Raw genomic sequence first — 11,988 nt, forward strand, 5'->3', positions numbered from 1 at the left:
CGGGAGGCCACTATCGTTCAGGTTTGTATCTGAACCGATACCAAGACACTGTCTTACTGAGGTTTGCGATGGCGCTGCCCGCACTACTGATCAATGTTCTGGCTTTACTAGTGGCCTGCACGGGTGCGGCGCTGCTGTTCATTACCCGCCTGCGCGAACAGCGCGCGATGGCCGACCTGACCGCGCAAGGCGAAGATCGCGCGATCGACCAGCCGATGTTGTTTCTGGATGTACGCACCGAACGGGCGCATCGTCTGGCTTACCGCATTGGGTTTGCCTGCCTGGGGTTGGCGTTGGTCACTTCCTGGCTCAGCACCCACCTCTGAAAACATCGCGAAACGAATGTGTGCGGGCTAGTGTGGGAGCTGGCTTGCCTGCGATAGCATCACCTCGGTGCGATTAATATACCGAGGTGCCTGCATCGCGGGCAAGCCCGGCTCCCCACACAAGCCAGATCCCACATGTTTGATCGGCGTTTAAAGAGGGATTCCAGCTTTTACGCGATACTGGTTGCGCACCGGCGTCGCATATTGCACCACCAGGAACGGTCGGTGTTCGGCCGGGCATTCGTTCAAGCGCCGCTCCCATTCCGTCTTCGCCTTGGCCAGCTCATCGGCCGGGAACACCTCGGCCGCTGTCGGCACCTGCAATTGCGGGTCCGCCTCGCCCCATTGAGCATAAGCCAGGTAATGCACCGGGAATAACCGATAACCACCGAGAATCTGCCGGTCCATTTCTGCGGCCAACACCTTGGTATCTTCGAAACGCTCAGTGATCGGCGGCGCGAAGTTGATGTGGACCCGGCCCTTGTAGCCTGTAATGCCAAGGGCAATGCTCACGTCATCCTCGCCCGGCGCCTTGCTGTAGGTGCCGGTGGTGGCGCGGATGTACAGCTCGCGGGCCTTGGCTGAGTCGCACGGGTCGTATTCGTAGCTGATGGACACCGGCGTCAGGTTCAACGACTGGATCACCTCGGCAAACGGCTCATCCTTGCGGCTGACATGGAACATCTTGAGGATCGCCGACTCGGTGCGATCATCCCCATCCTTGGCGCGCCCTTCGGCCTGGGCAATCCAGATCGACGCACCGTCGTTGCGGATCGAATGGTTGATATACGCCGACAGCAGCTGATACGCCGCCATCTTCTCCTTTCGCCCGGTGATCGAGCGGTGCACGATGAAGCTCTTGTTCAGGCGCATCAGGTCGCTGACGAACGGCTTTTGCAGCAGGTTGTCACCGATGGCGATGCGTGGCGTCGGCAGGCCGGCGTGGTACACGGCGTAATTGACGAAGGCCGGGTCCATCACGATATCGCGATGGTTGGCCAGGAACAGGTAGGCCGTGCCGGACTTGAGCTGCTCGACGCCGGTGTAGGTCACGCCGTCGGTCGCCCGGTCGATGGTGTGGTCGACGTAGTACTCGACTTTGTCCTGCAGCGTAGCCACGGTGGTGACGCCGGCGAACTCACGGCGTAGTTTGCGGGCGATCATTGGCTTGAGCAGCCAGCCCAGCGCGCCGGCAAAGCGCGGGAAGCGGAAGTGGGTCAGGATGTCCAGAAAGGCCTTGTCACTGAACAGGCGCGCCAGCACTGCCGGGACTTCGCTGTCGTTGTAAGGTCGGATGGTATCGAATTCGCCCATCATGCTCTCTTGTTAGAAACGGCTAGGGTAAGTAAAGGAAATACCAGGGTGCGGCCTGAGTAATGGGCTCAGCCGAAATATAACCCTGTAAATAGACCGGCGATTATACGCACAAGTCACCTTGGAGGCTGCGATGCTGGAAAACGCGACGTACGATTGTCCTTATTGTGGTGAAGTGGTTGAGACAACGGTGGACTTGTCCGGTGGTGACCAGACCTATATAGAAGACTGCCAGGTGTGTTGCCGGCCGATCATTTTCGATCTGCAGGTGCATGGGGAAGAGTGGATGCTCGAAACCCGAAGCGAAAACGAATAACGGATACATCCATGCAGCGAATCTACGAACCGGAAAACCTGATGGAAGGCGAGCTGCTGCAACAGATGCTCGCCAGTGAGGGTATCGAGTCGCATCTGGTGGGCCGTCATTTGCTCGGCGGCACTGGCGAATTGCCCATTTTCGGCCTGTTGGGTCTGGAGGTGGACAATGACCGGGCCATGGAGGCCCGCGAGCTGATTACCGCCTATATCGGTGCTCAGCCGGTGCCGGGTGACGAACCCGACAGCTTCCCCGACGTGCTGGTCTGTTAGGCTGTCGGTCGGTTTATCCAAGAGTCGTGTTGCCCCATGTGTGGACGTTATGCCCTGTTTCGCTGGAATCCCGCCTTTGCTGCCTTACCGGGCTTCCCGGCCGATCAGCAGGCGCAGTGGAACATCTCCCCGAATGATTCGGTGCTGATCCAGCGCGCCACCGCCGGCCAGCGCACCCTGGCCCGCGCCCGCTGGGGCCTTACGCCGCCGTGGTTGACCGATCTTTCGCGCACACCCGCCCATGCCCGCGCCGAAACCCTGGCCGAACAGCCTATGTTTCGCGAAGCGTTCCGCCAGCGCCGCTGCCTGCTGCCCGCGAATGGGTTCTACGAGTGGCGCGGTACGCAGCGCAAACGCCCGTACTGGCTGACGCCGGGGGAGGGTTCCACATTGTTTTTCGCCGCGATCTGGGAAGCGTATCCGGTGCAGGAGCAAGTGTGGCTGAGTACGGCGGTGGTGACCCAGGCTGCCCAGGCTCAGCGTCGCCCGCTGATTCTGGATGAGGCCGGGCAGGAGGCCTGGCTCAACCCCGAGACACCGTTGCATGTGTTGCAAGGTCTATTGGCCAGTGAACCCACCGCGTTGCGCGAGCGGGTCCTGGCCAACATGGTCAATGATCCCAAGCTCAATGGGCCGGAGTGCCTGACCCCGGCTTGAGCCTATTGGCTGTCTGTGGTCTTCACTGGCCTCTTCGCGAGCAAGCCCGCTCCCACATTTGGAATAGTGAATACAGTTAAATGTGGGAGCGGGCATGCTCGCGAAGGCGGCCTCAATACCGCCGCAAATCCCTAAACCTTGAACTGATTGATCAACCGCCGCTGCTGCTCCGCCAGCTTGGTCAAATCCGCACTGGCCGCGCTGGATTCATCCGCGCCGCCTGCCACTTCATTGGCCACCTGGCCGATATTGATCACATTGCGATTGATGTCCTCGGCCACCGCGCTCTGTTCCTCGGCGGCACTGGCGATCTGGGTGTTCATGTCGTTGATCACCGACACTGCCTGGGTGATCGTTTCCAGCGCTTCAGCCGCCTTGGCCGCGTGTTGCACGCTTTCATCGGTGCGGCTCTGGCTGTCCTCCATCACCCGCACCACGTCCCGGGTGCCTTGCTGCAACTGCTGGATCATGGTCTGGATTTCTTCGGTGGCCTTCTGGGTCTTCTGCGCCAGGTTGCGCACTTCGTCGGCGACCACGGCAAACCCACGGCCTTGCTCGCCGGCCCGCGCCGCCTCGATGGCGGCGTTGAGCGCCAGCAGGTTGGTCTGTTCGGCAATCCCGCGAATCGCGGTGAGGATGGCGTTGATGTTCTCGCTGTCCTTGGCCAGGGTTTGCACCACGCTCACCGCTTTGCCGATTTCTTCAGCCAGTGCGCCGATGGACGTGGAGGTGTCGCGCACAATGCGCATGCCTTGGCTCGCGGCTTGGTCGGCATGGCTGGCGGCTTGGGCGGCCTGGGTGGCGTTGCGTGCAACGTCTTGCGCAGTGGCGGTCATCTCATGCACGGCGGTGGCCACCTGATCGATTTCAACCATCTGCTTATGCACGCCCTGGTTGGTGCGGATCGCAATGTCGGCGGTGTGTTCCGATGAGTCGCTGACCTTCTGCACCGAACTCACCACCTGGGTGATCATGCCTTGCAGCTTGATCAAGAAGGTGTTGAAGCCGTTGGCGATCGCGCCCAGTTCATCGGCGCGGTCACTGGTCAGGCGCCGCGTCAGGTCGCCTTCGCCTTGGGCGATGTCATTGAGCATCGCGACCATTTGCTTGAGCGGGCGGGCGATGCCGTGGCCGACCAGCCAGATCACCAGCAAGCCGATACCGGCGATCAGCAGACCGGCGATGGTCATGCCGAAAATGTCGGTCTTGCGCTGGGCCTCCAGGTCGCTTTGCAGCTTCTGGGAATCGGCCATCACTGCGCTGAGCGGCAGTTGCAGCATCAGCGTCCAGCGTGCGTCGGCCTGGCCAATAGTGAACGGCAGGAACAGTTCGATATGCCCGTGTTCCTTGTCGATGTCGTAACGTACTTCACCGGCTTTCAACTGGTTGAGGTTGGTCAATTCGTTGCTGTCGAGCAGGTCACTGGCTTTTTCGCCGAGTTTGCTGGCGTCCTTGGTATAGGCCACCAGGCGGCCATTGCTGGAGATCAGCGCCATTTCACCGGCACCGTTGTAGAGCTTTTGATCGGCGCTGGTGAGCATGTCCTGGATGAAGTTCACCGACAGGTCGGCGCCGACGATGCCCTGGAACGCGCCGTCGATCATGATCGGCTCAATGAACGAAGCCAGCATCACCATTGCATTGCCCACCTTGTAAGGGGCGGGATCGATGGCGCAGGCTTTTTTGTTTTCCTTCGAGCACAGGTAGTACTCGCTGGCGCGCACGCCGGTGGAGAGGATGTTCTGGTCGTTGACGTCGGCGAGCTTGTCCAGGCCCAGGCTGCCATCAGCGTTGCGGTACCACCAAGGTAGGAAGCGTCCGTCGGCGGCCATGCCGACAATGGGGCTGTTCACGTAGGCCGCGTCGTTGTGGTCGATCGCGTTGGGCTCCCAGCCGATGTAGGCGCCGAGGATCTTCGGGTTGCGCACCACGGTTTCATGCAGCAGGTTGATCAGTTGCTCGCGGCTGACTTGCAGGGCCGGCTCGCCCTTGGTGTCTTTCATGCCGAGCAGGGCGTTGGCGGTGGCCAGGCTCTTGGCGGTCACCAGTGGTGCTTCCAGTTCGCGCTGGATCAAGGTGGCCTGGGTCTGCGCCAGGGCGGTCAGGCGCTGTTCGATAATCTGTTCGAATTGCACCTGGGTGCGATCCTGCACCATCTCTTGGGTCCGCGCTCCCGCAAACAATGCGTACAGCACCAGCACCGCGACCACGCTCAGGACAATGGCCCCGGCCAATGCCGCGACAGAAAATTGGATCGACTTGAATTTCATGAAGGCTCCGGGCGCAGGGGAGATAGTCCGCCTTTTTGTATCGGCCACGGGCGTGCAGGGCATTAGGGGGTGTCCTGCAAAAATCTTCGGGGTGTCGCAAATGGAATGCCCGCCGCCGTTGTTGGGGCAGGTAGGGTGTATCCGAAATTCTTCGGTTACACGTCTGGTGTATCTGGCGCGGATACAAATGTGCGCCTACGATACGCGCCATGTTTTAAGGGCGTCTTTCAGGGAGAGTGTTGATGAAGAAATCATTGGTGGTAAGTGGGTTGGTGGCAGCGATGCTGCTGGCTGGGTGTCAGTCGGTCAACACCACCAGCGGCGGCGCCGTTGGGGTAGAGCGCAAGCAGTACATGTTCAGCATGCTGTCGAGCCAGGAAGTCGACCAGATGTATGCCCAGTCCTACCAACAGACGTTGGGCGAAGCCAGTAGCAAGGGCCAATTGGATAAGACCAGCGCCAACGCCAAGCGCGTGCAGGCCATCGCCAACCGCTTGATTGCCCAGGCGCCGACCTTTCGTGCGGATGCCGCACAGTGGAAGTGGGAAGTGAACCTGATCAAGAGCGACGAGATGAACGCCAACTGCGGGCCTGGCGGCAAGATCTTCGTGTACAGCGCGTTGATCGACAACCTCAAGCTCACCGATGACGAACTGGCTGCCGTGATGGGCCATGAAATCGCCCACGCCTTGCGTGAACACGGCCGTGAAGCCATGTCCAAGGCCTACGGGATCGAGATGGCGAAGCAGGGCGCCGGTGCATTGTTCGGCCTCGGCCAGGACAGTCTGGCACTGGCCGATACCGTGGCAAACTACGGCATGACCTTGCCCAACAGCCGCAGCAACGAAAACGAGGCAGACCTGATCGGCCTGGAACTGTCGGCCCGCGCCGGCTATAACCCGAACGCCGCCATTACGTTGTGGAACAAGATGGCTAAAGCCTCGGAAGGTGCACCGCCGGAGTTCATGAGTACTCACCCGGCCTCCGACAGCCGAATCGCCTCGTTGCAGGCGGCGATTCCGAAGGTGATGCCGCTGTACCAACAGGCCAAGAAATCCTGAGCCTAAAGATCTGGTGAAGGTCTAAATGGGGGAGCGGGCTTGCTCGCGAAGGCGTTGGATCAGTCAAATAATCAGTGACTGACACTCCGTATTCGCGAGCAAGCCCGCTCCCGCATTTGATTGGGTTTACAGATTTAGATCCAGCCACTGCTCTGCATGGCCTTGTACACCGCCACGATCGCCAGGATGAAGAACGCTGTTGCCGCCAGTCGACGAATCAAGGTCAACGGTAGTTTTTCCGCCGCAAAATTCCCCGCCAAGACCACCGGCACGTTGGCAATCAGCATGCCCAGGGTGGTGCCGATAATCACCAGCCACAACTCCGGATACTGCGCCGCCAGCATCACCGTGGCGATCTGCGTCTTGTCACCGATTTCCGCAAGGAAGAACGCGATCAGCGTGGTCAGGAACGGGCCGAATTTGCGCGTGGTGCTGGCTTCGTCATCGTCGAGTTTGTCCGGCACCAGGGTCCACAGCGCCGTGGCGCAGAAGCTCGCCGCGAGGATCCAGTGCAACACCGCATCCGAGAAGAAACTCCCAAACCAGGCCCCCACGGCACCGGCGGCCGCGTGGTTGGCCAGGGTCGCGGCAACGATGCCGGCGATGATCGGCCAGGGTTTGCGAAAGCGTGCGGCAAGGATGAGCGCGAGCAGTTGCGTCTTGTCGCCGATTTCGGCCAAGGCAACGATTGCGGTAGGAACGAGCAATGAATCCAGCATCAGGTAGGTTTCCAGGGGCGGGTCGACACGGCTATGACACGTACAGCCTTCCCGCCCCGGGTAAGGTGTGCGTGTCATAGGTCTTGTCAAACCCCGGTCCGTCTGTGCGGACTCCTGGGTCGCATACGCCATGGTCTGCTGACCAAGTATGTTGACGTATGCCGGACGAGCGTGGCGCTCGTGGGAGACTACTCCCCTAGGACGGAGCGGATTCTGCCTAGGCAAAATCCATTCGGCAAGCCTTCTTTTTCAAACGCCCGTCAGCCGCGCTTTGCACGGTAGATGCGGAAACCGTTGCCCTCGGCCTTGATCGCGCACACGCCCAAGTGCTCTTCGATCAGCGGTTGGTACTTCAGGAAACTGTTAGCGACCAAGCGCAGTTCGCCGCCTTTTGCCAGGTGTTTCGCCGCTTTTCGCAGCAAGTTTTCGGTGGCGAAATAGTCGGTGTGCACCCCGACATGGAACGGCGGGTTGCTTAAAATCGCGTTCAACCCCATCGGGGCCGCATCGATGCCATCACCGGTCAGCACCTCGGCTTCCAAGCCGTTAGCGGCCAGGGTCAGGCGGCTGCTGGCAGCGGCAAAGGCGTCCACATCCAGCATCGTCACTGTGTTGTGCGGGTAGCGACGTTTGACCGCCGCCCCCAGCACGCCAGCGCCGCAACCGAAATCCAACAGATGGCCGCTTGGCAGCTTGTCCAGGTGCTCCAGCAACAACTCGGTGCCGCGATCCAGTCGACCGTGGCTGAACACGCCCGGCAGGCTCAACACCTTCAGCGGGCCTTCAGCCAGCGGCACCTCGAAGACCTGTGCCAGGCTTTCCAGCTCGACGGCTTGGGGCGCGTTGGCCACGGTGACCTGCCACAGCTGGCAATGCCGCGCGTTGTCGAGCTTGCGCGGTTTGCCGAAAGGGATCATCTGCTTGGCGGCGCTTTCGATGCCGGCTTTTTTCTCGCCGACCAGAAACAATTCGGCGCCGGGCAAGCGTGCAGCCACGGCGTTGAGCAGGTAGTCGGTGAGGTCCTTGGACTTGGGCAGGAAGATCACCGCCGCATCAAATGCGCGCTCCGGCACGTTCACACCAAAGTGGCTGCGCTCGGCGAAGCGTGCATCTAGCGCCGCCTGGTCGCCGGCATGCCAGCTCCAGCCGTGGGCGTTGGGCAGTCGGCCGAGCAGGTCGTCGGCAGGCAAGCCCACCAACAGCAGGTTGCCTTGAAAAAGTTCGGCCTGACGAAGCAGTACTTCACTGCGCGGATCCATGGTCTGCTCCTTGAAAAGGGGCGCAGTTTATCAACTGACGACGCGCAGCGGGGCCCCGTTGAAAAAGCCACGGGCGTTTTCCGCCAGTTGGCCGACGATGCGTTGGCGCGCTTCGCGGCTGCCCCAGGCGTTGTGCGGGGTGACGATCAGCCGCGGGATATCGCCGGCCAGCAGTGGGTTGCCATACACCGGCGGTTCTACGCTCAGTACATCGGTCGCCGCGCCACCCAGGTGACCGCTGCGCAATGCATCGGCCAGGGCCTGTTCGTTGATCAAACCACCGCGTGCGGTGTTGACCACAAACGCGCCGGGCTTGAGCAGCGCCAGTTCACGGGCGCCGATAAAGTCGCGGGTGTGTTCGTTGAGTGGGCAGTGCAGGGTCAGCGCGTCCACCTGCGCCAGCAGTTCATCCAGCGGCACGCGGTCAGCGCGGGCCGGGCGTCCCGGAATAGCGCCGAGCAGGACACGCATGCCGAAGGCTTCAGCCAGTCGCGCGACTGCGCCGCCCAATTCACCGTGGCCGAGCAGGCCGAGGGTCTTGCCTTCCAGCTCGACAATCGGGTGGTCCAACAGGCAGAACTGTTTGGCCTCCTGCCACTTGCCGGCGCTGACATCCCGTTGATAATCCTTCAAGCGCGTCGCCAGGTTGAGCAACAGCATGATCGTGTGCTGCGCCACCGAAGGCGTGCCATAGCCCTGGCAGTTGCTCACGGTGATGCCATGGGCGCGGGCGGCTTCGAGGTCGACGTTATTGGTGCCGGTGGCTGACACCAGGATCAGCTTGAGCTCCGGGCAGGCCGCCAAGGTTGCTGTGTTGAGGGCGATTTTGTTGCTGATCACCACGTGGGCGCCTTGCACGCGTTCGATCACGTTCTGCGGCGTGGTGTCTGCAAACAATTGCAACTCGCTGAAGCTGTCTCGCAGCTCGCTGAGGTCGAGGTCCCCCAGGTCCAGGGAAGGGTGATCAAGAAAGACGGCGCGGCGATTGTTCGTCATCAACTGTACCTTTTGCGACAGGGTTCGAAGGCGTAATCTCCCGAGCCTATCAGATGAAATAATCAGTTACTTAATGGGAGTGAGCATGTACGCCGCCGAGTTTTTGACCGTAGCCCTGATTCACTTACTGGCGGTGGCCAGCCCCGGCCCGGATTTCGCGGTGGTGGTGCGTGAAAGTGTGACCCACGGCCGTCGCGCCGGGACCTGGACTGCACTGGGCGTCGGTTCGGCGATTTTCCTGCACGTGGGTTATTCGTTGCTCGGTATCGGCTTGATCGTGTCCCAGTCCATCGTGTTGTTCAACGCCCTGAAATGGGCCGCGGCCGCCTACCTGCTGTACATCGGCTTCAAGGCCCTGCGCGCGCAGCCGGCCAAGCCTGCCGCCGAGGGCGAGTTGCACCGCGAAGCGGGCGAACGCACCCCGCGAGGTGCCTTCACTGCCGGTTTCGTGACCAACGGCTTGAACCCCAAGGCCACGCTGTTCTTCCTGTCGTTGTTCACCGTGGTGATCAACCCGCACACACCGCTGGCGATCCAGGCTGGTTACGGCGTGTACCTGGCAGTGGCGACGGCGCTGTGGTTCTGTCTGGTGGCGATGCTGTTCAGCCAGCAGCGCGTGCGCGCTGGGTTTGCGCGGATGGGCCACTGGTTCGACCGCACCATGGGCGCTGTGCTGATTGCGATTGGCGTAAAACTGGCCTTCACCAGCATGAAGTAAACTCGAGTGAGCACCGCACAAATGTGGGAGCGGGCTTGCTCGCGAATGCGCTGTGACAGTCAACACATGCGTGACTGATCCACCGCATTCGCGAGCAAGCCCGCTCCCACATTGGAGCTCGGTAAGGCTTCAATGCTGGCGCAAAGCTAGCATTCATTGGGGGCTGCAAATCATTCCTTTGGCTGATTTGGTTGAAACATAAGGTCTCTACAGTGCAGATCTTGAAGCCAAGACCGTGCAGTCATAAAAGGGATTCGTATGTTGCAGACCCGTGTTATCCCGCCCGCCGAAGGTGCGTACCAATATCCGCTGTTGATCAAACGCCTGTTGATGTCCGGCGCCCGTTACGAGAAGACCCGGGAAATCGTCTACCGCGACAAGCTGCGCTACACCTACCCGACCCTGATCGAACGCGTTGCCCGCCTGGCTAATGTGCTGACCGAGGCCGGCGTCAAGGCCGGTGATACCGTCGCGGTGATGGACTGGGACAGCCATCGCTACCTGGAATGCATGTTCGCCATCCCGATGATCGGCGCGGTGATCCACACCATCAACGTGCGCCTGTCGCCGGAACAGATCCTGTACACCATGAACCATGCCGAGGACCGCTTCGTGCTGGTCAACAGTGAGTTCGTGGGGCTTTACCAGGCGATTGCCGGGCACCTGACGACGGTCGACAAGACCCTGCTGCTCACCGACGGCGATTCCAAGACTGCCGAGCTGCCCAACCTGGTGGGCGAGTACGAAAGCCTGCTCGCCGCCGCCAGCCCGAAGTATGACTTCCAGGATTTCGACGAAAACTCCGTCGCCACCACCTTCTACACCACCGGCACCACCGGTAACCCCAAGGGTGTGTATTTCACCCACCGCCAGTTGGTGCTGCACACCATAGGTGTGGCGACCATCATGGGCAGCGTCGACAGCGTGCGATTGCTCGGCACCAACGACGTGTACATGCCGATCACGCCGATGTTCCACGTGCACGCCTGGGGCTTGCCGTATGTGGCGACCATGCTCGGCCTGAAGCAGGTCTACCCCGGTCGCTACGACCCGGAATACCTGGTGGAGCTATGGCGTAAGGAAAAGGTCACTTTCTCCCACTGCGTACCGACCATCCTGCAGATGGTGCTCAACGCCAAGGCCGCCCAAGGCGTGGATTTTGGCGGTTGGAAAATCGTCATCGGCGGCAGTGCCCTCAACCGTACGCTGTATGAGGCGGCAAAGGCCCGTGGGATTCAACTGACCGCCGCGTACGGCATGTCCGAGACCGGCCCGCTGGTGTCCTGCGCCCACCTCAACGAAGAACTGATGGCCGGCACCGAGGACGAGCGCATCACCTACCGCATCAAGGCCGGTGTGCCTGGGCCATTGGTGGAAGCGGCGATCATGGACGCTGAGGGTAACTTCCTGCCCGCCGACGGCGAGTCCCTGGGCGAGTTGGTCCTGCGCGCGCCGTGGCTGACCGAGGGTTATTACAACGAGCCGCAGAAGGGCGCCGAGCTGTGGGCGGGCGGCTGGATGCACACGGGCGACGTGGCCACCCTCGATGCATTTGGCGTGATCGATATTCGCGACCGCATCAAGGATGTGATCAAGACCGGCGGCGAGTGGATCTCCTCCCTGGCCCTCGAAGACCTGGTCAGCCGTCACCCGGCGGTACGCGAAGTAGCGGTGGTGGGCATCGCCGATCCGCAGTGGGGCGAGCGTCCGTTTGCCTTGCTGGTGGTGCGTGATGGCCATGTGATAGGCGCCCGCGAGCTCAAGGAACACCTCAAGCCGTTCGTGGAATTGGGCCATTTGAGCAAATGGGCGATTCCTAGCCAAATCGCCGTTGTTACGGAAATTCCCAAGACGAGTGTAGGAAAACTCGACAAAAAACGTATCCGTATCGACATCATTGAATGGCAGGCGAACAACAGCACCTTCCTGTCCACCCTCTGACCCTCCTCGCCGTGCCCGCTCGGGCACGGCAATGCTCTATCTGGCACCTTTACTTGTGATTTGCCGATTTTCAGCCATCCTTGCCGCGTCGGCCCTCGCCGACATGGCGAAAGGACTGTGGCAGACGGGTTGGTGATGC

Annotated in this window: 12 protein-coding genes, 1 pseudogene and 1 riboswitch; of the genes and pseudogenes, 7 read left to right on the plus strand and 6 right to left on the minus strand. The window is 61.0% G+C overall.

The window, feature by feature from the left end; translation table 11 throughout:
• Positions 1–68 precede the first annotated feature (68 nt).
• A complete protein-coding gene (locus AB4N92_RS16700) occupies positions 69–326 on the plus strand; it encodes a hypothetical protein (protein ID WP_010213081.1) in 258 nt (85 codons plus the stop codon).
• Positions 327–476: 150 nt separating this feature from the next.
• Here AB4N92_RS16700 and AB4N92_RS16705 read toward each other — a convergent pair whose 3' ends face one another.
• Positions 477–1,640, minus strand: a complete 1,164-nt coding sequence (locus tag AB4N92_RS16705) for a 1-acyl-sn-glycerol-3-phosphate acyltransferase (RefSeq protein WP_236266867.1) — start codon at positions 1,638–1,640, stop codon at positions 477–479.
• Between the two features lie 133 nt (positions 1,641–1,773).
• Here AB4N92_RS16705 and AB4N92_RS16710 point away from each other — a divergent pair, with 133 nt between their 5' ends.
• Genes AB4N92_RS16710 through AB4N92_RS16720 form a run of 3 tightly spaced genes read left to right on the plus strand, consistent with a single transcriptional unit; the run spans position 1,774 to position 2,885 of the window.
• Positions 1,774–1,956 (plus strand): CPXCG motif-containing cysteine-rich protein, encoded by a 183-nt coding sequence (locus AB4N92_RS16710; protein WP_010213079.1) that lies wholly within the window; start codon positions 1,774–1,776, stop codon positions 1,954–1,956.
• Positions 1,957–1,967: 11 nt separating this feature from the next.
• Positions 1,968–2,228, plus strand: coding sequence for a putative signal transducing protein (locus AB4N92_RS16715; protein ID WP_010213078.1), 261 nt, complete (start codon positions 1,968–1,970; stop codon positions 2,226–2,228).
• A gap of 36 nt (positions 2,229–2,264) precedes the next feature.
• Positions 2,265–2,885: an SOS response-associated peptidase gene (locus tag AB4N92_RS16720; RefSeq protein WP_010213077.1), complete on the plus strand. Its 621-nt coding sequence runs from the start codon at positions 2,265–2,267 to the stop codon at positions 2,883–2,885.
• 131 nt (positions 2,886–3,016) lie between these two features.
• On the opposite strand, the gene AB4N92_RS16725 is transcribed toward AB4N92_RS16720, so the two are convergent.
• Positions 3,017–3,859, minus strand: coding sequence for a methyl-accepting chemotaxis protein (locus tag AB4N92_RS16725; protein WP_392397717.1), 843 nt, complete (start codon positions 3,857–3,859; stop codon positions 3,017–3,019).
• Positions 3,860–3,922: 63 nt separating this feature from the next.
• Positions 3,923–5,218, minus strand: a pseudogene (locus AB4N92_RS16730) (cache domain-containing protein); the annotation flags it as partial.
• Between the two features lie 179 nt (positions 5,219–5,397).
• Here AB4N92_RS16730 and AB4N92_RS16735 point away from each other — a divergent pair.
• Positions 5,398–6,216 carry a M48 family metallopeptidase gene (locus AB4N92_RS16735; RefSeq protein ID WP_010213075.1) on the plus strand — a complete coding sequence of 273 codons (819 nt, stop codon included), beginning with the start codon at positions 5,398–5,400 and terminating at the stop codon, positions 6,214–6,216.
• 134 nt (positions 6,217–6,350) lie between these two features.
• On the opposite strand, the gene AB4N92_RS16740 is transcribed toward AB4N92_RS16735, so the two are convergent.
• From AB4N92_RS16740 to AB4N92_RS16750, 3 genes are all read right to left on the minus strand, one after another.
• On the minus strand, positions 6,351–6,935 hold the full coding sequence (locus AB4N92_RS16740) for a TMEM165/GDT1 family protein (protein WP_004372026.1): 585 nt from the start codon (positions 6,933–6,935) through the stop codon (positions 6,351–6,353).
• An 88-nt stretch (positions 6,936–7,023) separates the two neighbouring features.
• Positions 7,024–7,145, minus strand: a riboswitch (yybP-ykoY riboswitch).
• Positions 7,146–7,195: 50 nt separating this feature from the next.
• Positions 7,196–8,194, minus strand: coding sequence for a class I SAM-dependent methyltransferase (locus AB4N92_RS16745; protein ID WP_106118884.1), 999 nt, complete (start codon positions 8,192–8,194; stop codon positions 7,196–7,198).
• A gap of 30 nt (positions 8,195–8,224) precedes the next feature.
• Positions 8,225–9,190 (minus strand): 2-hydroxyacid dehydrogenase, encoded by a 966-nt coding sequence (locus AB4N92_RS16750; RefSeq protein WP_021491875.1) that lies wholly within the window; start codon positions 9,188–9,190, stop codon positions 8,225–8,227.
• 85 nt (positions 9,191–9,275) lie between these two features.
• On the opposite strand from AB4N92_RS16750, the gene AB4N92_RS16755 reads away from it, so the two are divergent.
• A complete protein-coding gene (locus AB4N92_RS16755; RefSeq protein WP_010213066.1) occupies positions 9,276–9,908 on the plus strand; it encodes a LysE family translocator in 633 nt (210 codons plus the stop codon).
• 258 nt (positions 9,909–10,166) lie between these two features.
• Positions 10,167–11,849: a fatty acid--CoA ligase gene (locus tag AB4N92_RS16760; protein ID WP_236266866.1), complete on the plus strand. Its 1,683-nt coding sequence runs from the start codon at positions 10,167–10,169 to the stop codon at positions 11,847–11,849.
• Positions 11,850–11,988: the final 139 nt, after the last annotated feature.

The organism is Pseudomonas sp. S3_A09 (assembly GCF_054668065.1).